Raw genomic sequence first — 22632 nt, forward strand, 5'->3', positions numbered from 1 at the left:
GGGCGCCCCCAGAGGGACGCCGCCGGTAAAAAACGGGCGCGCCCCCCGAAGGGAACGCGCCCGGTCACTCGCTGGTCGCTTTACCAGTCGCCGCCGCCGAAGTCGCCACCACCGAAGTCGCCGCCGCCGCCGCCGAAGTCGCCCCAGCCGCCGCCACCTCCGCCGCCGAAGTCGCCGCCGCCGCCGAAGTCGCCGCCACCGCCACCGCCGTCGGAGAAGCCCTCGGCGTAACCGGCGCCGTAGCCGCCGAAACCGCCGCCGAGCATGCTGCCCATCATCGTGCCGATGAACATGCCGGTCATGATGTCGCCGAAGCCGCCGTAGTAGCCGTAGGCGTAGGGCTGGTAGGCCGGGCCCGCGTCGTAGTAGGGACGCCGCTGGCCGTCGACCATGACCTCCCGCATCTGCGGGTCGAAGCCGCGCTCCACGGCCTCGGCGTCGCTCGCGCAGGCGGGTACGTCGCGCACCGCGCCGCCGGGCGGAGCCCAGCGCACGTCACGTACGGACGGGCCGTGCTGCGGGTTGAAGAAGCAAGGCGCTCGCCGCTCGGGGACCGGCTGGTTGTTGACCTTGGCCTTCACCACGGCCAGCGCGTAGCGGCCGTCCTCCAGCGTCTGGGTCACCTCGCGGACCTGGTCGGCCCGCTGCACCGCCGCGAGCTGCGTCTTGGCCTTCTCGTAGGAGTCGAGCGCCTGCTGCCACTCGGTGATGTGCTGCCCGCTCTGGCCGGAGAGCGCCACGTCGGTGTCCAGCGCGGTGATCTCCTCGCCGAGCTTGGTGACGTCCTCCTCCACGGTCTGCTTGACCGCGGCCAGGTCCTTGGCGTCCTGGATGGCCTGCTTCTTCTTCTTGTTCTTGGAGTAGACGAAGTAGCCGCCGCCGCCGACCACGACGAGCGCGCCCAGGGCGATCAGCGCGCCGCTGCCGCCGCCGCTGCCGCCCACCGGGCCGGAGTCGAGCGCGGCCTTCTTGCCCGCGGCGGCGAGATTGACGCGTTCCACGAAGTCGTTCATGCCGGACACGACGTCGTCGTGGTTACGCACCGCGAGCTGGGACAGCCGGTTGGTGAGACCGGGCTTGCCGAAGTTGGACTCCGCGAACAGGGAGTTGCCGTCGAGCACCGCCACGGTGACCTGGCCCCCACCCTTGGCGGCCGCGGTGGCCTCACCAAGGGAGGTGACGTACTGCTTGGCGTTGGCCGTCGTCAACGTGCCGTCGGGCAGAGCCGCGACGTAGATGTCACTCTTGGAACCCTTCAACGTGTCGCGGATCTCGGACTGCTGGTCCGAGGTCAGCGGCGATCCCGACTGCACGAATAGCGGATCCTTCTTGTCCTTCCAATAGGACACAACGCTCGATGCGTCAGGGGGTGCGGCCGCCGCGTTGGCGGCAGGGGACAGCGCAAGGACGACGAAAAGACCGGCGATCAGAGCCGCGATCGCGGCCCCTGCTCGGCGCAGCGAATGGGTCATTGGCAGCAAGCCTCCTTCGCCCAGGATGACGAACGGGCACTCGACAAAGTTCCTCTACAGCGCACGTTACCCGTACGGAGTCGGTCGAGCGCGGGGCGTGGTCAAGTCTCTTCGAGACTCCGGCACGATCAAGCGAGAGGTCGAGCGACGTCAAGCGAGGTCGAGCGAGGTCAGGCGAGGTCGAGCGGCGTCGAGCGACGTAAAACGTCGTCAGGCGTCCTTGATCTCGCAGATCGTAGCGCCCGACGTGACGGTCTGCCCGACCGCTGCGGTCAGGCCCGTGACGGTGCCCGCCTTGTGCGCGGTCAGTGGCTGCTCCATCTTCATGGCCTCCAGCACCACGATCGCGTCGCCCTCGGCCACCGTGTCGCCGTCGGCCGCGACGATCTTGACGATGGTGCCCTGCATCGGGCTGACCAGCGCGTCGCCGCCCGCCGCGGGCTTGTTCGCGCCGCCGCGTCTGGGCTTCCTGGCCGCGGGCGGCGCGGAGCCTCTGGCGGTCGTAGCGAGGCCGGAGGGGAGGACCACTTCGAGGCGCTTGCCGCCGACCTCGACCGTCACCGACTCCCGGGCGGCGGGCTCGTCGGCGGAGCCGTCGCCCGAGTAAGGCGGGATCGTGTTGTCGAACTCGGTCTCGATCCACCGGGTGTGGACGGCGAACGGTTCGGCGGTGAAGGCCGGGTCCGACACGACCGCGCGGTGGAAGGGCAGCACGGTCGGCATGCCGCCGATCTCGAACTCGGCCAGTGCGCGGCGCGAGCGCTCCAGCGCCTCCGTACGCGTACGGCCGGTCACGATCAGCTTGGCCACCAGCGAGTCGAACGTCTGCGGCACGGTCATCCCGGCCTCGAACCCCGAGTCGAGCCGCACCCCGGGACCCGACGGCGGTCGCATGACGGTGAGGGTGCCCGGAGCGGGCAGGAAGTTTCGGCCGGCGTCCTCGGCGTTGACGCGGAACTCGATCGAGTGGCCGCGCGGCCGCGGGTCGGCGTAGCCGAGTGTCCCGCCGTCGGCGATGCGGAACATCTCACGGACCAGGTCGAGGCCCGACACCTCCTCGCTGACCGGATGCTCGACCTGCAGACGGGTGTTGACCTCCAGGAAGGAGATCGTGCCGTCCTGGCCGACGAGGAACTCGCAGGTGCCCGCGCCGACGTAACCGGCCTCGCGCAGGATCGCCTTGGAGCTGGTGTAGAGGATCTCGACCTGCGACTCGGACAGGAACGGCGCGGGCGCCTCCTCCACCAGCTTCTGGTGGCGGCGCTGGAGTGAGCAGTCTCGGGTGCCGACCACGACCACGTTGCCGTCGCGGTCGGCCAGGCACTGGGTCTCGACGTGCCGCGGGCGGTCGAGGTAGCGCTCCACGAAGCACTCGCCGCGGCCGAACGCGGCGGTCGCCTCGCGTACGGCCGATTCGTAGAGCTCGGCGACCTCCTCCAGCCGGCGGGCGACCTTGATGCCCCGGCCGCCGCCGCCATAGGCGGCCTTGATCGCGATGGGCAGCCCGTGCTCCTCGGCGAAGGCGACCACCTCCGCCGCCCCCGACACCGGGTCCTTGGTGCCGGCGACCAGCGGCGCGCCGACCTTCTGCGCGATGTGCCTGGCCTGGACCTTGTCGCCGAGCGCGGCGATGGCGGCGGGCGGCGGGCCGATCCAGATCAGGCCCGCGTCGATGACGGCCTGGGCGAAGCCGGCGTTCTCGGCCAGGAAACCGTAACCGGGGTGGACGGCGTCGGCGCCGGAGCGCCGGGCGATCTCCAGCAGCTTGCCGATGTCGAGGTAGGTCTCGGCGGGGGATTGGCCGCCCAGCGCGTACGCCTCATCGGCGATCTTCGCGTGCAGGGAGTCGAGGTCCTGGTCGGCGTAGACGGCCACGCTGCCGATCCCGGCGTCCTTGCATGCCCGCGCGATCCGGACGGCGATCTCACCCCGATTGGCGATCAGAACCTTCTGCACTGTGACCTAAGTCCTTCCGACGCCCTTCCTCGACAGGCACTGAACGGAGTGTAAGTGCTCGTTGTCGGCCGACCCTCAGCGACCCAAGTACGCCCCGCCGTTCACATGGAGCACCTGCCCCGTCAGGTGCCGCGCACCCGGAGTGGCGAGGAACAGAACAGTGTCGGCCACGTCAGATGGGGTGCCGGGGCGGCCGTTGCGGGTGTTCTCGACGCGAGCCCTGATGCCCTCCTCGGTCAGGCGGCCGCGGAAGAACTCGGTGTCGACCACCAGGCCGGGGGAGACCACGTTGGCGGTCACGCCCCGGGGGCCGAGCTGGGCGGCCAGGTCGGCGGTCCACGCCTCGACGGCCGCCTTGGCCGCGCCGTACGAGCCGGAGCCCGTACCGCGGGCGGCGATCGAGCCGATCGTGATGATCCGCCCGCCCTTGGCGAAGCGCGGCAGCAGCGCGGTCGTGACGAGCACGGCGGAGAGCAGGTTGGCGTTGAGGTTGGCCAGCCACCCCTCGGCCACGTCCAGCAGGTCGTCGGACTGCCGCCGGTCGAGGTTGGTGTTGCCGCCCGCGTTGTTGACCAGGACGTCGACCCGCTCGGGCAGACGGCCGGCCGCCTCCTTCACGGCGGCGGGGTTCGCGGCGTCGAAGGGCAGGAAGTCGGCGCCGAGCCGGGACGCGGCCTCCTTCAGCACATGCTCGCGCCGCCCGGTGATCGTGACCCGGTCGCCCGCGGAGACGAACGCCGCCGCGACCGCGTAGCCGATCCCGGTGCCACCGCCGGTGACCACAACCTCGCGCATGGCCGGATGCTCCTTAGATCCGAATATTCCTCTGGAAGACCATAGCCGCTCGGCATAACAGGAGCGAGGTGTGAGTGACGCGTCTATGTTGAGGGCGCTTTCAGTCGATCCAGGAGGTATGCATGAGCCAGAGCCTGCTCGGTGGCGACCCCGCGGAAATGCAGCAGATGGCCACCCAATTCACCCAGCAGTCCGAGGCGGTGCGCACCACGATGACCGCGCTGGACCGCGAGGCCGCCAAGGTCGGCACCGCTTGGACGGGCCCGGGAGCCGAGCGCTTCCAAGGGGCCTGGCAGAACTACCGGACGGCCTTCCAGCGCATGACGGAAGAGCTCCAGGAGGCCTCCCGGGTGATCAACACCTACCGGGGCAACATCGAGTCCGCGACCCGCTGAGTCTCGCGGAGGGGCCCCGGCCTGAGCGCCGGGGCTTCCTTTCGTTCACGACAACGTTCAGGTTGGCAGGCTACGCTCTTCCGCCATGATCGGACGGACTCTCGCGGCGGGCGTGCTCGCCCTGCAGCTCACCTCGGCCCCCGCCCTCGCCGCGGTGCCGGCGGAGAGGTCAGCGCCCGTCGAGTGCAAGCCGCGCAAGGGGACGACGCAGCTGCCCGGCACCGAGCCGTGGGCACAGCGAAGGCTCGACATCAAGAACGTGTGGCGCCTCACCCGGGGCGCGGGCGTGAAGGTCGCCGTCGTCGACAGCGGCGTCGACTACCAGCACCCGCAGATACAGATCTCCAAGTTCATCGACATCACCCACACCGGCTACCGCGACTGCGTGGGGCACGGCACCGCCGTCGCGGGCATCATCGCCGGCCGCTACCTCGCGGGGGTCCCCTTCCACGGCGTCGCCCCCGAAGCCCAGCTCATCTCGGTGAAGCAGAGCAACAGCGAGGAGGGCGAGGTCGCCGACCTGGTCAAGGGGATCAAGGAGGCGGTGGACCGCAAGGCGGACGTGATCAACGTCTCGGTTCGGGCCGCCGACCATCCCGACCTGAGGGCGGTCATCCAGTACGCGCTGTCCAGGGACATCGTGGTCGTGGCCGCCGCCGGCAACATCACCAAGGAGGACGGGCCGCCCGAGCCCGCCTACCCCGCGGCCTACGACGGCGTGCTCGCCGTCGGCTCCGCCAACAGCAACGGCCAACGGGCCGACTCCTCCAACACCGCCACGCCGGTCGGCGTGCTCGGGCCGGGTGTGGACATCACCGCCCCGTGGACGGGCAAGAGCTACATGCGCGGCCTGGAGGGCACCAGCTTCGCCGCGCCGTATGTGGCCGGGGTCGCCGCGCTCGTCCGCGCCCGCTTCCCCAAGCTCGACCAGGAGCAGGTACGCCAGCGCATCACCGCCACGGCCGACGGCTCGGTGGGCACGGGCACCGGAGCCGGGATGGTCAACCCGCTGCTGGCCGTCACCGCGACGCTGTCCTTCGACCCGGCCGGCGCCCCGGTGGTCGCCGCGCCACCGCCCTCGCCGCTGCCCGCCGACGTGGTGGCCAAGGTCCCGGCGCCCGACGAGCACGCGACGAACATCTCTCTCCTGGTGACGGTCGGCGCGCTGGCCATCGCCGCCGTCGGGGCGGCCTGCGCGCTGCTCGTCCCGCTGGGTCGACGGCGCGGATGGCGTCCCGGTCGTCCGGCGGCTTGATGTCCTGACGGTTAAATGTCAGGTTGCGTCCGAAACTACTGATGCAAAAGTGACAGGTTTGGTTGAATGTACTGTAGATCGCGTTTTGAGGTGAAGGGAAAGAGATGCACCCTCTGCAGCCGGGTGATCCAGAGCGTTTAGGAGCTCACACCCTCTTTGGACGGCTGGACGAGGGCCCGCGCGGAGTCGCGTACCTCGGCAAGGAGTCCGAGGACGGACCCACCCGAGTGATCAAGCTGCTCCCGGCCGTTCCGGACGCGGGGCCGCAGGACGCCGAGCGGTACAAGGGCGTCCAGCGCATTTCGAGTGTGTACGTCGCCAGGACCCTGGACGCCGGCATGCACGGCGAGCAGCCGTACATCGTGCGCGAGCACATCGAGGGCCGCAGCCTGGCCGAAACGGTGGCGGCCGAAGGGCCGCTCGACGGCGACACCCTGGAGCGGGTGGCCGTGGGCGTGCTGACCGCCCTGACCGCCGTCCACCTCGCCGGGGTCACGCACCGCGGGCTCACCCCGCACAACGTACTTCTCGCCGCGGACGGCCCGCGTGTGACGGACATCGACCTCGGCGAGGCCGTCGGCGAGCTGGGTTACCGCTCACCCGAGCAGCTCAGCGGACTGGGTTACGGCCCTTACGCCGACGTGTTCGCCTGGGCCGCGACGATCGTCTTCGCCGCGACCGGGCAGCCGCCCTTCGGGCACGACGCCCAGGCGGTGCTCAACGAGGAGCCCGAGGTCGGTGCGCTCGCCGAGCCGCTGCGCCGGGTGGTCCTCTCCGCGCTGTCCAAGGACGTCACCCAGCGGCCGACCACGTACACGGCGTTGCTGCAGCTCCTTGGGGACAAGAGCGGGGCCGCCGCGCCGCGCGTGGGCGTCGTGGCCACCGTGACGCCGCCGGAGCCGATCCCGGCGCCGCAGGACGAGCTCTTCCCGCCGCAGACCATCCAGCTCCCGCCGTTGCAGGTGCCGGTCGAGCACCAGCAGCCGCTCGAAGGGGTGCCGGTCCCGCAGCAGACGTGGGGTCCGCCGCCCGTACCGCAGCAGCAGGGAGCCACGTGGGAAGGGCCGCCCGGCGGGCAGCCGCCCGCGCAGGTGTGGCAGGTACCGGCCCAGGGCGGCGCCGCAGCCCCCCGGCGCAAGTCGTTCCCCATCGGGCTCGCCGCGGCCGTCACGGCCGTCATGCTGCTGTCCGGTGTGGGGCTGTGGGGCGCCGGTCACTACGCCAAGCTGGAGCCCGTCTCCAACTCCGCGTCGGAGGCCACGAAGAGCGGTGGCACCCTCGCGATCGGCGGTGGCGGCGGTGACTCCTCCACGCAGCAACAGCAGCAGCAGCCCGGCCAGCCCGATCCGCAGCAGTCGCAGCCGGACGTGACGGTGCCCTGGGCGTCGGCCAGCCCCGACCCGACGGACGTGGTCCCGCTGGTGTTGCCGACCGACTATCCCTCGCAGGCGCCCACGGCTCCGGAGTTCAGCACGGTCCCGACGCCGCAGCCGATCCTCACGCAGCCGGTGACCCAGCCGACGGTGACGCAGCCCGCCACCCAGCCGACGGCGACGCAGCCCGCCGCCACCGAGCGCAAGAGCAGGAAACGCCACACGCCGACGCCGACCCCGACCGAGTCGAAGCAGGAGCCGACGCCGACGCCGACGAAGACCAAGGAGCCGGAGCCGACGCCGGAGCCGAGCAAGACCAAGGAGCCGGAGCCGGAGCCGACGAGGACGACTGAGGCGCCGAAGCCGACGCCGACGAAGACCACTCAGAAGCCGACGCCGAAGCCGACCACTCAGTCGCCCAAGCCGACGCCGACGAAGACCACGGCCAAGCCGACACCCACCAAGACCACCGCCAAGCCGACGCCGACGAAGACCACGGCCAAGCCGACGCCGACGCCGCCCAAGACGAACCCCTACACGCCGACGCAGGTGTGCGGATCCGGGTTCAGCGTGCAGCGCAGCGGTTCGTTCGCGGGCGGGGTGACCTACCAGCTCTACAACAGCGGCAGCGGTGAGAACTGCGTGGTCACCATGAAGACCACGAACGTGGGTGTGAAGAGCCAGGTCAGCGCCACCCTCGACGTGCAGGGCGGGGGGAGCAAGACCGACTCCGGCATGTTCGACTACTACGCCGGTCCGGTCAAGCTTCCCGCCAAGGGCAAGTGCGTGAAGTACTCGGGCAGCACCGCCTCGGGCAGCACCAGCGCCCCGTACGGCAACTGCGGCTGAGACAGCGCGAAAAGCGGGGCCGGTGAGGATCACTCCTCACCGGCCCCGCTGCTGTCCGGGGGTCAGTCCTCCCAGGCGCGCTGGGTGCGGCGCATCCCTTCGAGCCGTTCGCCGGTCTCGCGGGCGTAGGCGTCCTGCAGCTCGTCCAGGTCGCGCTTGAAGGTGCCCAGCAAATCCTGCTCGCCGGGCACTGTCCCGAGCCCGAGCAGGTCGCGGGCCTGCCGCTCGTGGTCCTCCTGAGCCGCGCGTACGGCCTCGACCACGTCACGGCCGAGCTCCTCCGGATCCAGCCGCATGGCCCGGTGGGTGATCTGCACGTCGACCAGCCGGCTGTCGGCGTCCACGCGGGCGGATACCGTTCCGCCACGGCTCTCACCCGAGCCGCTCAGCTGACGTAGCTCCCGCGTGGCCTGTTCGAGCTCGCGCATCGTCCGTTCGCTGGCCTGTACGAGCCGGTCGAGCTCCACGAGGCGGGGGTCACTGGAATCCATGCGCCCCACGCCACCGGCAGCAGGTTAACGAACGCCAATCGGGAGCCGTCCAGTCGTCTAACTGATCATGAAGAGTGCCATGAGAGCGGGGAGACGAGACCCGACATCAGGAAGAATTCGTACATATGACGATGAAAGCGGCTGCGCCGGGACAGGAGATCTACGTCACCTCCACGGCCATCGGTCACCTGCGCGATCGGGTGGATGACGAGCTGAAGGTGGCCATGTCCTTCGTCAGGAGCCTGGTCGGTACGGTCGGGGTCGAGTCCCCGGGCTTCGGCGTACTCGGGGAGATGGTGCTGGGCGGCACCTACGACGGCATGTGCCGGTGGGCCGACAGCACGCTGGGCGAGGCGGAGAAGACGATCGACAGCTGGTCGGGGGCGCTCGCGCAGGGCGAGCGCAACTGGCGCGCCGCCGAGAAGGCCAGCGCCGTGAGGTACCGCAAATGAGCGAATACGGGAACCTGCGCAACTTCCCGCACCCCGCCTACAACCCGCCCTCCACCGCGAACTCCGGCTACTCGCCCTACAGGTACACCGGCTACAACCCGCCCAACGCCCCGGGCTACAACCCCTACAAGCCGCCCACCTTCGGCCCGCCTCCGCAGATGCCGGAGCCGATCGGGCCCAAGGTGCTGGAGTCGATCAAGCGGCTGGGCCGGATGTCGGCTTGGCTGGTCCCCGCCGTGATCGTCGCGGGTACGGCCATCGCCAACGAGCCGGGCATGGCACAGGCGGCCGCGAACTGGAAGAACGGCATCTCCAATCGGCTCGACGACGGGGTCAAGCAACTGCTGCCCCAGCTCGTCGCCACGTCGCGGAGCGGCTGGATCGCCCTCGACCAGCAGGAGTTCGAGCGGGTCGTGTGGATCTTCCACCGGGAGATCGGCGCGCTGCGCGGTGTGCTCGGCGACGTCGGCGGCATGGTCGACGAGGTGGCCGCGGGGTACCGGAGCTACTGGGTCAAGCTGGCCACGCTGGGCGTGACGACGGCCACTCTGCTGCTGTTCGCCAAGCAACTGCAGGCCTTCCCCCACACCAAGCTGTACGGCGGGCTGCTGGAGAAGTTCATCGCCTCCGGAACCAACGGCGCGGTGGCCGTGCTGACCTTGACGCTGGTGTCGGGCCTGCGCGGGGCGGGCGACGTCATGTCCACGGTGATCAAGAAGGAGCACCAGTTCGGCTACATCACGCCGGGCAACGGCGCCGAGATCGACTTCAAGCAGGCGACCATCAACGCCGCGAAGTTCCCGTCGTTCCAGGCGCCGGCGAAGCCCGGTCAGCTGCCTCCGGGCTCCGACAAGTTCGACTGGGTGGAGCCCGAGCAGACCACTCAGTAGGGCCGGTACGGGCCGCCCTGCTCCATCGACTCGATGCCCGGGTGGTTCGCGAGCGATCCGTACCGGTCGTAGGTGTACAGGACCCCGGCGATGATGTTGTCCACCGGCTCCAGGATCTGCTTGTATCCCGGCAGGCTGTTGTGGTCGAACGTGGGCGGGATGGTCTGCATCAGTCCCTGCGACGGCACGCCGTTCTTGGCGTTGATGTCCCAGTTGTTGATGGCGCTCGGGTTGCCCCCGGACTCGTGGTAGATGATGGTCCAGATCCGCTCGATGGCTTTGGGGTCGTTCGGGTCGAGGTCCTGGAGCTTGTCCAGCAGCCCCCTTTTCCGCAGCTCGTCGGCCATCTCCGGTGACTTGATGACCCGGAGGGCCTCCTTGATCCAGTCCACGACCTCGGCCTTGGGCGCGGGGGTGTTGCCGGCCGAGGAGACGCCGCCGCTGTAGGCGTAGCCGGCGCCGCCGCTCGCTCCGCCGCCGTCGCTGCCACCGGCGGCGGCCGCCGACTCCAGCGAGGTGCGCTTGTCCTCGAACGGCGTCCTGACCCACTCGACCTTGCGGTCGCCCGGCTCGAAGTCGGCCCCGTCCGGCTGGGGGACCTTGGTGAAGAAGCCGAACTCGCCGTCCGCGCCGAGCTGCTTGGCCAGCGCCTTCTTGGCGTCCTCCAGGTCGCCTTCGGCCTTCTCCACCAGCGCCTCGGCCTTCGTGACGTTGCCGCTGACGATCGTCGTCTTGGCCAGAGCGTCCTCGGCGTCCTGGGCGGTGGCCTTCGGGTTCAGCTTCGCGTACTGGGTCTTGTACTCCGCCGCGCGTTGGACCGCGTCCTGGCAGAGGGCGTTCACCTTGCCGTGGGCGTCCTCCAGCGAGGTGGCCGCCTTGTCGAGAGCGTCGGCGCAGGCCGACAGCGCGTCATTGAGACCGGTGCTCGCCCGCGGGTAGGCGGCCATGTGCTTGGTGAAGGCGTCGGCCGAGCCGCCCTGCCAGGCCTTGTCCACCTCGCCGACGGACTTGGTCAGGGAGTTGGTCGACCTGGCGACGTGACCGGCGGCCGTCCGCCACGCGTTCGCGGTGCTCCTGATCGCCTGCGGATTGCCGGTCACCTTGGCGAGCAGCGCGGCCAGCCGGTCACCACCAGGCAGGTCGCCGACGCCGCTCATCCGCCGGAGGCCTTCGATGCCTTGCGCAGATTGGTCTCCACCTGGTCGATGGCCTTCTCGACGTTGCTCAGGCGGCTCTTGCCCGCCTGCAGTTCGTCCTTGAGCGCCCGCCAGACCTTGTCGACGTCCGTGGCCAGGCCACCGGAGTCCTTGAGGTCGCCGAAGGTCTTCGACGAGGTCCCCCCGGTCGGCGCGGCGGACTTGGTGCCCTCGAACGCGTCGTCCAGGTCGAACATGTTCGCCACTTTGCGGGCCCGTCTCCCACATTCTTCGAGCGCCTGGTAGTGCACATCGACCCAGCCGCTCATCGGACCCCCAGACGTATTGCTGCGAAGTGCACGAAACATGAGCATAGTGGACAGTTATCGGGGATGTCCCTGAGGAAGGAGAAACTATTGGGGCAGCAAGACGGCTACTCCGCGCAGTGGACAAAAATCCGGCGCGGGGCCGAAATGGCACGGGAGGAGGCCGATCACGTGCGTGAGGTGCGTGAGGAGCTGCGCCAGGTGTTCGTCGCCGAGGGCCGGCCCATGGGTGACGACCAGTACGGCGCGGAGTTCGAGAAGACCTTCCCCAACCGGACTAAGGCCATCTTCAAGGGCTTCGACGACTACATCGACGAGTTGGAAGGTGTACGGGACGGGATGCACGTCAACGCCAACACGTACGAGGCTGCTGAGATCGACACTCAGGGCTGACGTTCGTGCTGCTCGATGGGATACCCGTGCCCGCTTGGGTCCGTCCGTGGGCGGGCTGGGTGCTGGGGACGGACTGGCCCAAAGGCGATGAGGGTGGTCTGTTCCGGCTCGCCGACGCGCTGGTGAAGGCGGCCAGGGGCGTGGCCCTCGGGGCCGACGGGGACGGCATCCGGCTGTACGCCGACGGGTGGGACGGGCCCGCGCTGCGGGCGTTCACCCGCAAGGTGTCCAAGGAGGTGGGCGGTCGCCAGGCGGCTCTGGTGCAGTCCCTGGTGGACCTGGCGTTCGCGTGCAACGAGCTGGGCGTGCAGCTCCAGTTCACCAAGCGGATGATGCGGCTGGCCGTACTGCTGCTGGTGGTGCAGCTGGCGTGGCTGACGTGGGCGCTGGTGTCGCCCGTGGGCGGCCTGGCGGTGCGGCTGATCGGCGTACGCGCGCAGGCGGCCCGCTGGACGGTACGCCAGTTCGCCCGCCGGCTGATGATCAACATCGCGCTGTTCGGCGGGTTGCTCGGCGGGATGGACCTCCTGGTCCAGCTGACGCAGTCGCGCCGCGAGGGGGTGGACTGGCGGCAGGTGGGCTCGTCGGCGGCCACCGGAGCGCTGACCGGCGGGTTGCTGACCGGGCTGGCGTGGGCGTTCCCGACGCGCTCGCTGTGGATGCTGATGGGCCAGTCAGGGGTGGCGAACGCGGGCGCCGTGCTGGGCACGGAGCTGTGGAGCGGTGACGGGTCGGTCGATTGGACGCTGGTGCTGAAGGGCCTGTCGTCAGGCGTGGTGGGCGGCGCCGACGCGCATTGGGCGAGCTGGAGCCCGGGCGGCGGCCACCCCGGGCCCAGGGGGCTGGACGAGCACGCGCGCTTCGACGATCCAGGCGACCACGGCCCACGGAACGGCACGGGGCCGGACGACGCGGACGCGAACGGGCGGACGAGGCTGGCTGACGCGGGCGATACCCGTGCCCTGGCCGACGGTGAGCAAGCCCGGCCGCACCCGTACGAGGAGCGGAACATCTTCCGCCGCAGCATCGACCACCTGATCAACTGGGCGCGCCCGGCCGAGACCGGACCCGTCCGGCTCAGGGACCACGCGACGTTCGCCGAGAGCGCCCGTCGCGGGGTGGTCGCGCGCGAACCGCTGGCCGGCGCCGGCGGCGAGACGGTGAAGGTGGAGAAGGTCAGGCTGGCCGACGGCAGCCACGCCGTCGACAAGGAGTTCTCCGGGACGGATCGGCGAGACCGCGACCATCTCAGCTCGCGGCTCGGCCGCGCGGTCGGCGCCGACGTCGCCGCGACCCACATCATCGGCGAGCGACGGCTGCTGATCGACTGGGTCGACGGCAAGCAGGTGCCGGTCCAGCGCGGTCCCGACGGCAAGTGGCATCTGTCGCGGCTGCACAACACCCGCGAGGGGATCCTCCTCGGCCTGCTCGACGCGCTGACCGGCAACCACGATCGTTTCTCCCCGAAGCGCGTCCAGCAGGACTTCCTGGAGGGCACCGACGGCAGGGTCAAGGGTTACGACGGGGACAAGACCTTCTCCGGGCGGTTACCCGACACGAACAACCCCTTCAGCCGCCACTTCTTCCGCGACAAGGGCGAGATGGCCGACTGGGCGCCCAACCCGCTCAGCAAGGCCGACATCGAGGCGCTCCGGCCACGCGTGGAGGCGCTGCGGCAGGAGTTCCGGGCGCTCGGGCACACGGACTGGTACAGCAGCGTCGAGTTCGCCTTCGAGAAGATCGCGAGGAACGCCAGCGGCACGGTCTCGGTGCTGGACGCGCCCCCCGGCTCCGTGATCGTGGAGCCACGGGCGGCGGCCCCGGCGTTCGGTGAGCGGCCTCGGACGTTCGAGGGAGCCGTCCCGCCGCGGGCCGTGGAGCCCTCGCCGCAGAACGCTTCCGGCGAGATGAAGGCGCACCCGGCACGCAGCCAGGAGCTCAACCCGGACTATCGGACGCCGCTCCTGCCCGTCCACGGCGACAGCGTCAACAGCGGTGTGATGGCCAACGTCATCGACCCGAGGCAGGCGGCCAGGGCGAGCGAGTGGGCCCACCTCAGGAGCAGAGCGACTGTCCACCGGATCGAGAACCGCGTGGGGTACCCGGATCTCGACGCCAGTGCCCGCGTGGAAGCGCGCCGCTTCGCGATCCTGGGTGACGGTGGCGAGGTCCGGCGGGTCACCGAGTTCACGATCAAGATTCGGTACGTCGCCAAGGAAGGCATGACGGCCGAGCAGGTGATGCGGCTCAAGTCCAACGCCCTCGACGGCATGGACCTGTACTACAACCACCAGCACCGGCTTTCCGACGGCAGCCAGTTGCACGTCCGGCTCGAATTCGAGGAGGTGCGCCACGCACGGCCCACCGACACCAACGTGGTGGGCTTCCGCGCCGCCGGCCATCCCGACATCGTTAACTGGTGCGCCAACACCGACCCGCACCTCCACGCCCACGAGATCGGACACCATCTCGGGCTTCCGGACGAGTATCGCGAATACCAGACTCACGGCCGCAGGACGCTCACCGACCGGGGCCTCGAACCAGGCGCCAACCTGATGGGTGACGCGTCCCGCGTGCGCACGGCCGGAAACATCCTGTTAGATCACGCGGGCCACGAGGTCCCGCCACGGGCGACGCTGCTTGACCACCACCTGGCGCACTTCTCCGACCTGCTGCCCCGCTCCGACCGCTTCGCCGAGGGCGACGCGGGGTTCCGGCAGCCGGCCGACGAATGGACCCGGCCGGTCCACACCTCAGAGACGCTGCAGCTTCCCCGCTACCTGCGCGAACTGCTCGTCGAGTTCCCCCATAGAGGCGGTGACCTGCTCGACCACGTGCAGGTGCTGGATCGCGCCCACTCCCTGTTCGGCGATCGGGTCACCCAGCGCCACGTCGACTACACCGCCAAACTCTTCGACGCCGCCCACTCGCTCTACGGTGCCGTCGTGGACACCCCGACCGTACGAGACCTGCGCCGCCTGCACGGCCTGGTCAAGTTCCTCGGCAGGGGCCCGGACTCAGGGTTGCCCGACGCGGCGTGGCTCAAGGCGGAGACCGAGGCGGTCCTGGGCCGCGGCCATTCCGACCCGAGGAGCGTCGAGGGCCTGTCGAGGCTCGCTGAATGGTTCGCCTACACCGGCGGACAGCCGCATCCCGGCGAGGCAGGAGCGCCGGCCCTGCGCAGGGCGGCCGGAGAGTTCCTCGGCGAGCCCCCGAGCGAGGCCGCCGTCCGCCGCGCCTCGGCCGTGTTCAGCTACGCGGCGGAGCACTCGCCCGTACTGGCCGAGGGAGCCGTGGACTTCGGCCGCGTCACCACCGAACTGCGGGCCAAGCAGGCGGGGGAATGGCACGGCCGGGCGTTCGATGGTGCGGACTTCGCCCAGCTCGTGGAACGGCTGTACGACGACCCGGGATCCGGGCAGCCCGCCGGGCCGCCCAAGGCTCTTGGAGAGTCCCCGCACACGGGCTCGCACAACACGGGGCCGGCATGGGACGCGCGAAGGGTGGGCGAGGCGGTCACCGACTGGGGGGCCAGGCCGCACGGGGGGAAACCGCACACCTTCCAACCGGCCGATCTGGTGGCCGCGCGCAAGCGGGCCCAGCCGGTGAACATAGGGGCACGTGACCCGGGGGTCGCGGCCATCGAGCGTCGCGACATGACCGTCAAGGCACGTGACGGAGTGATGCGGCCCGTCACGGAGTACACCGTCAGGTTCGCCTACCGTTCCGATACGTCGCCGCTGGGCCACCTTGGCACGCGCGTGCGGGCAGGTCTCGACCGGTTCGTCAACGGCAGATACGTGCTGCCGGACGGCTCGGCGCTGCTCGTCCGGGCGGAGTTCGTGCCTGCGGAACACCGCGGTGTGACGATCGGACACCGCGACGAGGCACCTGGCAGCAGGCCGTTCGACTTCCCCTACGAGGCGTCACACGTCGAGCTGGCGCTCAAGGTCCTCGATCAGCTGGGCGTGGACGACACGCTCGGCCCACCGCGGACGGCCGAGGCCGCCTCGGCCGAAGCGGCTCCCAAGCCGGACGCCGTAGCCGCCCGCAAGCAGGCGGCATGGGACGCGCGAAGGGTGGGCGAGGCGGTCACCGACTGGGGGGCCACGCCGCACGGGGAGAAACCGCACACCTTCCGTCCGGCCGAGCTGGTGGCCGCGCGCAGGGAGGTTCAGCCGGTGAACATGGGGGCACGCGACCCGGGGGTCGCGTCCATCGAGCGTCGCGACCTGACCCTCAAACCAAAAGACGGAGTGGTGCGACGCGTTACCGAGTACACCGTCAAGTTCGCCTACCGTTCCGATATGTCGCGGGCGGACATGGGCTACTTCGGCAGGCGCGTGCGGGCGGCTCTCAGCCGGTTCGTCGACGGCAGGTACGTGCTGCCGGACGGCTCGGCGCTGCTCGTCCGGGCGGAGTTCGTGCCTTTAGGACACCGCGGTGTGACGATCGGACACCTCGACGAGGCACCTGGCAGTAGGCCGTTCGACTTCCACTATGAGGCGTCATACGTCGAGCTGGCGCTCAAGGTCCTCGATCAGCTGGGCGTGGACGACGTTCTCGGCCCGCCGTAGACGTGGGGCGGTTCGGCCCGTTATGGGTCACTGCGATTCTGGGGGCGTTAGGCGGCTTAGCCCGTTATGGGTGACCGCGTACAGATCGCTGGACAGGGCGAGCGGGACGTCCCCCAGCCGGGTCTCGCCGACCCGCTCGCCGTCCGGCAGGCGCCACAGCCGTACGGTGCCGTCGTCGCAGCCCACGGCCAGCACATCGGGCTCGTGGAAGCGCAGGCACCGGACCGTGCCCGGGTTGCCGCCGAGCACGACGACGTCCTCGCCCGTCTCGGCGTCGCGGACCGGCACCTGCCCGTCATAGCTTCCGGCGGCGAGTACGACCCGGCCGCCGACCGTGCCGAACGCCAGCGCGTACACCGGCAGCGGATGCCCGTGCACCACGGACAGCGGCCGGCCCGTCGCCGCGTCCCAGGTTCTGACCGCCCGGTCGTACCCGCTGGACGCGATCACGACCCGGCCGCCGACCCGGCCCGTGGCCAGGCACGTGACGCCCGCCGTATGGCCGGTCAGGCGGCGCAGCGGCCGGCCCGAGACCGCGTCCCAGGTCCTGACCGTGCCGTCCATGCCACCCGAGACCAGCAGATCGCCGTCTAGGGCGAGGGCAAGCACCTGACCGGTGTGCGGGGTCGGCACCGCGACCACGCCGTCCACCGGATGATGCACGCGGACGGTGCCGCTGTCGGTGCCGCAGACCAGGTTGCCGCCGTCGAAGGCCAGGCTTGTGACACCGCCGTCCCCGGAGGCTGTGGGCGTTTCGGGCAGGAAACTGCCATCGGCCGGCCGCCAGAACCACGGCGTGCCGCCAGGGGACCCGGCGGCCACGAGCGCCCCGTCGCTGGCGACCGCGGTCGCGACGGCGCCGGTGAGCTCCCGCGACAGGGTGCCATCGACCGCCCAGACACGCACCCCATCACCCGCGGTAACCAGCCACTCCGACATGGCACCGGTCGCGGTGGCGGCCCGCCCTTCGGGTGTGGAGGCGGATGGGGTGGTGGGCCGCCCTTCCGGAGTGATGGCCGGTCCTCCCGATGCGACGTCGGCTCCGGTGGTGGCCCGCCCTTCGGGGGTGGTGGTGATGGCGGTGGCCCATTGGCCTGAGTGCCAGGTGGCCAGGAGTGTTCCGGTGTGCGGGTCGTGGACGGTGACCCGGCCGTCCAGCGCGCAGGACGCCAGCGCCGGGCGCGCCGCCACGCTGAGGAAGGCCAGCCCGGTCACGCTCGCCTCGTGTCCCTCCAGTACGCGCAGCTCCTGCCTGGTGCTCGCGTCCCAGAGCCGGATCAACCGGTCGGAGCCCGCCGACGCGACGAGTCCGTCAGCTGCGGCGACCGCGTTCACCCAGCCCGGGTGGCCGGGCAGCGAGTGCAGGGTGCGGCCGTCCGAGAGGTCGGTGAGCCGCACAGCCCCGTCGTCGGAGCCGGTGACCAGCAGCGTGCCATCGACGCACACCGCGTTGATCGAGCCCTCGTGCCGGTCCGCCAGCGCGCCCAGCGACCCTGCGGCGTCCCAGACGCGCAGCACGCCGTCGGCGCCGCCGGTGTAGATCAGCCCACCGGACGCGGCCAGCGCCAGGACCGGGCCGTCGTGGCCGGCCGTGGCGTGGAGCTGCTGCCCGGTGCCGGTGTCCCAGACCCTGATGACCAGGTCGTCGCCGCCGGTCGCGACGATCTCCCGGCCACCGGCCGTGCCGAGCGCGACCGCCCGGGTGGGCGCGTCGGTGACGGTGGCACTGCCCAGGTCCTCGCCGTACGGCAGGCCGTACAGGCTGAAAGTGCGCCCGGGACGGGACAGCGCGTACGCCGGCCGCCCGCCGACGGTCCCGAAGGCGGCGGCGGCCGGTGCGCCGGGATCCGGCGGCGGCAGCGCGCGGTCCGGAGTGGAGCGGTGGGCCAGCCTCGGCAACTCGTTCGCCGTCTCCCGGACGGCACCGTCGCCGACCTGGAACACCAGCGCGTCGAGTATCCGCAGGACCGGCTCCAGCCCCACCTCGCCACCATCACGCCACCCGAACAGCAACGACCCGCCCAGCGCCCCGTCCTCACCGTCCACGGTCAGTTCGCGCAGCGTGGAGCCCGGTAGCGGTGTGGGCGCCGCCACGTGCGGAAAGCCCGCCGAGCGCAGGCCGTCCACGAGCCACGGCCACACGGCCTGGTCCAGTTCGGCGGTCCAGGCCCGGACCCCGCCCGCTCGCGCGTGCTCCAGCCGGGCCCGCCCGTCAGCCCAGACCGTCAGCTCCACGGTGCCCGGGAAGGACGTGCCGGTCAGCCGGTAGCGCACATGTGACACGGGTGACAACCTACGGCGTGTCCAGGAAGGCCGTCTGGATCAGGCGCGCGCCCGACCTCCGGTCCACGTAGAAGCCGCGCCCCTGCGGAAGCGGCTGCGGCCGCACATTGCCGAACAGCGCGCCCTCGTCCTTGTTGCCCGACATGATCAGCGCCGGGCTGGCCATCTCCTTGAGCCGCTGGACGGCCGGGTCGAACATGGACCGGCTCGCGCCACCCATCTGGCGGGAGATGATCAGGTGCAGACCGATGTCGCGGGCCTGCGGCAGCAGCTCGGCCAGGGGCGCCAGCGGGTTGTTCGAGGTGGCGACGAGGTCGTAGTCGTCCACGATGATGTACAGGTCGGAGCCCTGCCACCAGCTGCGCTCCCTGAGCTGCTCCGGCGTGAGGTCCGCCGGGGGCAGCCGCTTGAGCAGCGCGCTGCGGGCGTCCTGGATCAGCTCGGCCGCCGCGGTGCTGGAGGCCGCGTACCCGATGCGGTGGTCGGTGACCGCGGTGTCGAGCAGGGCGCGCCGGTAGTCGAGCACGATCATCATGCATTCCTTGGGCGTCTTCCTGGCGACCAGGCCCTCCATGATGAGCTTGAGCACGTTCGACTTGCCGCACTCGGTGTCGCCGAACACGATGAAGTGCGGGTCCGCCTCGAAGTCGATCGCGACCGGCGCCAGGGCGGCCTCGTCGATGCCGATGGCGATCCGGTTCGGCCCGGTAAGGGCGGGTTCGGGGAGCGCCGTGGCGGGCAGCAGCGACGGCAGCAGCCGCACGGGGCGGGCGGTGGGACCCTGCCAGGAGGCCCGTACGACCTCCACCAGCGACCGCACGCCGGCGGACAGGTCGTCGGCGCCGCGCACCCCGTCGATGCGCGGCAGCGCGGACAGGAAGTGCATGCCCTCCTTGGTCAGCCCGCGTCCGGGCACGCCTTCCGGTACGGCCAGCGCCGCCTTGCGGCTGACCTCCGACTCGTAGGCGTCACCGAGCTTGAACTCCAGCCGGGTCCCGAACAGGTCCCTGATCCCCGCGCGGAACTCCGACCACTTGTTGGTGGAGGCGACGATGTGGATGCCGTAGCCGAGCCCTCGGGCCGCGAGGTCGGTGATGACCCCTTCCAGTGCCTCGAACTCCTGGCGGATGGTCAGCCAGCCGTCGATCAGCAGGAAGATGTCCCCCCAACCGTCGCCCTCGTACTCTCCGGCGGCCACGAGACGGCGGTAGGTGGCGATCGAGTCGATGCCGCTCGCGGCGAAGTCGCGCTCGCGCTGCTGCAGGACGGTGGCGATTTCGGCGACGGTCCGGCGTACCCGGTCGGCGTCCATGCGGGTGGCCACGCCGCCGACGTGCGGCAGGCCGTCCAGGGCGGCCAGCGCGCCACCGCCGAAGTCCAGGCAGTAGAACTGCACCTCGCGCGGCGTGTGCGTGAGCGCCATGCTGGTCACCAGCGTACGCAGCACGTTGCTCTTGCCGCTCTGGGTGCCGCCCGCGACGCCGACGTGGCCGGCCGCGCCCGACAGGTCCAGCCAGTACGGGTCGCGACGCTGCTCGAACGGCTTGTCGATGATGCCCACGACTCCGGCGAGGCGGCCCCTGCCGTCCCAGCCGGGCGTGGACAGGCCGAGCTCCGGGGTCACCGACAGCGGAGGCAGCAGGTGCGCGAGGGTCGGCGGCTCGCCGAGCGGCGGCAGCCAGATCCGGTGCGCGGCGGGGCCCTGACCGGCCAGACGCTGTACGACGATGTCCAGCAGGCTGCTCCGCGGCCCCCGCTCGTCGTCCGGCTTGGCGACCTCCTTGGCCGGCTCCTCCACGATCGGGAGCGGCGCGTAGGCCGGGCCGTACTCGACGACCTGGCGGATCGTCTTGTCGTCGCCTTCGGCGGTCGCGCTGCGGGGGTCGCTCTGGTAGGGACCGGAGACGTACGCGGCCTTGAACCGGGTCATCCCGGTGGTGTCGAACTTGAGGAAGCCGTTGCCCGGCGCGGACGGCAGCTCGTAGGCGTCGGCCACACCGAGCACGACGCGGCTCTCCATGGCGGAGAACGTACGCAGGCCGATCCGGTAGGACAGGTGCGTGTCCAGGCCGCGCAGCCGGCCCTCCTCCAGCCGCTGGGAGGCCAGCAGCAGGTGCACGCCGAGCGAGCGGCCGAGCCGGCCGATCATCACGAACAGCTCGATGAACTCCGGCTTGGCCGACAGCAGCTCGCTGAACTCGTCCAGCACCACGAAGAGCGTCGGCATCGGCGCCAGCGCGGCGCCCTGCTCGCGGGCCCGCTCGTAGTCCCGCAGCGAGGCGTAGTTGCCGGCCGAGCGCAGCAGTTCCTGGCGGCGCACCATCTCGCCGTGCAGCGCGTCGTACATGCGGTCGACCAGCGGGAGCTCGTCCTCCAGGTTGGTGATGACCGCCGAGACGTGGGTGAGCGTGTCGAGCCCGAGGAAGGTGGCGCCGCCCTTGAAGTCGACCAGGACGAAGTTCAGAATCTCCGACGAATGGGTGACGGCCAGGCCGAGCACCAGCGTACGCAGCAGCTCGCTCTTGCCGGAGCCGGTCGCGCCGATGACCAGGCCGTGCGGGCCCATGCCGCCCTGCGCCGACTCCTTGATGTCCAGTTCGACCATCCGGCCGTCGGCGCCCAGGCCGATCGGCACCCGCAGCCGGTTGCGGCCCGCCCGTGGCCGCCAGGTCAGCGCCGGGTCCAGCCGCATCGGGTCGCCGATACCGAGCAGGTCGGTCAGCGTGGTGTTGACCGCCAGCACGTCCTCGACCTCGCCGCCGCTGGTGGCCGAGGCGCGCAGCGGCGCGAGCTGCCTGGCCAGCCCCTCCGCCCGCAGGTAGTCGAGCTTGTCGGGGTTGCCGAGCCGGGTCTTGTTCTCCTTGCCGGCGTGGTCCAGCTTGATCATGTGGAAGCCGTCGGGCTGGATCTCCAGCCGCAGCATGGCCTTCTCCTCCACCGGTCCCGTGGCCCCGGACAGGTCGATCACCGTGACGCCCTGGATGGCGTCCGTGCCGAGCTGCGAGTCGTGGGGCACGTGCCCGCCGTCGACGATGAGCACGTGGTACGGCAGAGCGTCCGCGGGCGAGCCCGGCCGGAACCTGGCCCGCTCCTTGAGCTCGGCGCCCACCAGGCGGTCCAGCTCGCTCATGTTCTCGGCCATCAGCCGCACCGGTCCGGCGGCGTCGACCTCGTCGGGGTGCAGCGCATGGGGCAGCCACTTGACCCAGTCCCAGTGGCCCATCCACTCCTGACCGGCGCACACCATGATCCGCAGGTCGTCCGGCGAGTGGAACACCGCCATCTGGCCGATCATGGCCCGCACCAGCTCCCGCATGGCCGCCGGGTCGCCGCTGAGCTTGATGCGCGCGAACGAGCCCAGCGCCACGGCCACGGGCAGCTCCGACACGGTCGCGTGCGCCCTGACGAACCTGCGCAGCGCGCCGGCCGACAGCGCGTCCAGGTCCTCCACCGGCTTGGAGTCCGGGGGTATGAGCTGGATGGCCAGCTTCTGTACGCCGGTGCCGAGCCGTACCGTGCTGAAGTCGTCGTCGCGCGGCCGGCGTTCCCACAGGCGGGGGCCCATCGCGATCCACCAGAGCGCGTCGGGCTCGGGGCCGCTCCACTCCAGCGCCTCGCGCTGCTGCTTGGCCGCCCGCCTGACCTTCTTGCGCACCTGCGACAGGTAGCGGAAGTAGTCGCGGCGGGCCCCGTTGAGTTTGTGCTTGCGCTCGCCCGACTGGCGGCCCATCTGTCCCAACGTCATGCCGAGCATGGACACCGCGAACATGCCGCTCGCCACGTACATGATCGGGTTGGCGTTGCCGCCCGCGGTGAACATCAGGGCCATCGCCGCGGCGCCCGCCACCATGGGCAGGTACGTGAGCACCAGCATGAAGCCCTGCCCCTGGACCTCGGGGATCTCAGGCGGCGATTCGAGCAGGATCTCCCCGCGTGGCGGCTTGGGGCTGGGACGGCGTTCGGGCCGCCGGACAACGACAATGCTCACC

General features: G+C 70.8%; 15 protein-coding genes. 7 read left to right on the forward strand and 8 right to left on the reverse strand.

The window, feature by feature from the left end; genetic code table 11:
* Window positions 1-80: 80 nt before the first annotated feature.
* The 3 genes from AB0B64_RS23885 to AB0B64_RS23895 all read right to left on the reverse strand — a co-directional run bounded on the left by AB0B64_RS23885 (window position 81) and on the right by AB0B64_RS23895 (window position 4223).
* Window positions 81-1472, reverse strand: coding sequence for a hypothetical protein (locus AB0B64_RS23885; protein ID WP_358179662.1), 1392 nt, complete (start codon window positions 1470-1472; stop codon window positions 81-83).
* 210 nt (window positions 1473-1682) lie between these two features.
* Window positions 1683-3428 (reverse strand): biotin carboxylase N-terminal domain-containing protein, encoded by a 1746-nt coding sequence (locus tag AB0B64_RS23890; RefSeq protein WP_358179663.1) that lies wholly within the window; start codon window positions 3426-3428, stop codon window positions 1683-1685.
* Window positions 3429-3503: 75 nt separating this feature from the next.
* Window positions 3504-4223, reverse strand: a complete 720-nt coding sequence (locus tag AB0B64_RS23895) for an SDR family oxidoreductase (RefSeq protein WP_357948690.1) — start codon at window positions 4221-4223, stop codon at window positions 3504-3506.
* Window positions 4224-4345: 122 nt separating this feature from the next.
* Here AB0B64_RS23895 and AB0B64_RS23900 point away from each other — a divergent pair, with 122 nt between their 5' ends.
* From AB0B64_RS23900 to AB0B64_RS23910, 3 genes are all read left to right on the forward strand, one after another.
* Entirely contained in the window at window positions 4346-4618 is a 273-nt protein-coding gene (locus AB0B64_RS23900; protein WP_214633406.1) for a WXG100 family type VII secretion target, read from the forward strand.
* 85 nt (window positions 4619-4703) lie between these two features.
* Window positions 4704-5873, forward strand: coding sequence for a S8 family serine peptidase (locus AB0B64_RS23905; RefSeq protein ID WP_357948693.1), 1170 nt, complete (start codon window positions 4704-4706; stop codon window positions 5871-5873).
* Window positions 5874-5977: 104 nt separating this feature from the next.
* A complete protein-coding gene (locus AB0B64_RS23910) occupies window positions 5978-8095 on the forward strand; it encodes a serine/threonine protein kinase (protein ID WP_358179665.1) in 2118 nt (705 codons plus the stop codon).
* 62 nt (window positions 8096-8157) lie between these two features.
* On the opposite strand, the gene AB0B64_RS23915 is transcribed toward AB0B64_RS23910, so the two are convergent.
* On the reverse strand, window positions 8158-8586 hold the full coding sequence (locus AB0B64_RS23915; RefSeq protein WP_357948698.1) for a YbaB/EbfC family nucleoid-associated protein: 429 nt from the start codon (window positions 8584-8586) through the stop codon (window positions 8158-8160).
* 125 nt (window positions 8587-8711) lie between these two features.
* On the opposite strand from AB0B64_RS23915, the gene AB0B64_RS23920 reads away from it, so the two are divergent.
* Together AB0B64_RS23920 and AB0B64_RS23925 are read left to right on the forward strand one after the other, a co-directional pair.
* Window positions 8712-9038 (forward strand): hypothetical protein, encoded by a 327-nt coding sequence (locus AB0B64_RS23920; protein ID WP_358179666.1) that lies wholly within the window; start codon window positions 8712-8714, stop codon window positions 9036-9038.
* Window positions 9035-9928 carry a hypothetical protein gene (locus AB0B64_RS23925; protein WP_357948704.1) on the forward strand — a complete coding sequence of 298 codons (894 nt, stop codon included), beginning with the start codon at window positions 9035-9037 and terminating at the stop codon, window positions 9926-9928. Before AB0B64_RS23920 ends, AB0B64_RS23925 begins: the two co-directional genes overlap by 4 nt.
* Here the strand turns inward: AB0B64_RS23925 and AB0B64_RS23930 are convergent.
* Window positions 9922-11085, reverse strand: a complete 1164-nt coding sequence (locus AB0B64_RS23930) for a WXG100 family type VII secretion target (RefSeq protein ID WP_357948707.1) — start codon at window positions 11083-11085, stop codon at window positions 9922-9924. The two genes, AB0B64_RS23925 and AB0B64_RS23930, sit on opposite strands and share 7 nt — an antisense overlap.
* Window positions 11082-11393, reverse strand: coding sequence for a hypothetical protein (locus AB0B64_RS23935; RefSeq protein WP_358179668.1), 312 nt, complete (start codon window positions 11391-11393; stop codon window positions 11082-11084). The genes AB0B64_RS23930 and AB0B64_RS23935 overlap by 4 nt, the downstream gene beginning before the upstream one ends.
* Window positions 11394-11480: 87 nt before the next feature.
* Between AB0B64_RS23935 and AB0B64_RS23940 the strand changes: the two genes are divergently transcribed.
* Both AB0B64_RS23940 and AB0B64_RS23945 read left to right on the forward strand, forming a co-directional pair.
* Window positions 11481-11783 carry a hypothetical protein gene (locus AB0B64_RS23940; protein WP_358179670.1) on the forward strand — a complete coding sequence of 101 codons (303 nt, stop codon included), beginning with the start codon at window positions 11481-11483 and terminating at the stop codon, window positions 11781-11783.
* 26 nt (window positions 11784-11809) lie between these two features.
* Window positions 11810-16360, forward strand: a complete 4551-nt coding sequence (locus AB0B64_RS23945) for a hypothetical protein (protein ID WP_358179671.1) — start codon at window positions 11810-11812, stop codon at window positions 16358-16360.
* Between the two features lie 27 nt (window positions 16361-16387).
* Here AB0B64_RS23945 and AB0B64_RS23950 read toward each other — a convergent pair whose 3' ends face one another.
* Window positions 16388-18643 (reverse strand): WD40 repeat domain-containing protein, encoded by a 2256-nt coding sequence (locus AB0B64_RS23950; RefSeq protein ID WP_358179673.1) that lies wholly within the window; start codon window positions 18641-18643, stop codon window positions 16388-16390.
* 10 nt (window positions 18644-18653) lie between these two features.
* The gene (eccCa, locus tag AB0B64_RS23955) at window positions 18654-22631 is read right to left on the reverse strand and encodes a type VII secretion protein EccCa (protein ID WP_358179675.1); all 3978 of its coding nucleotides are present in this window, start codon (window positions 22629-22631) and stop codon (window positions 18654-18656) included.
* Window position 22632: the final 1 nt, after the last annotated feature.

This window comes from Nonomuraea sp. NPDC049129, from assembly GCF_040648495.1.
Classification (GTDB): domain Bacteria; phylum Actinomycetota; class Actinomycetes; order Streptosporangiales; family Streptosporangiaceae; genus Nonomuraea.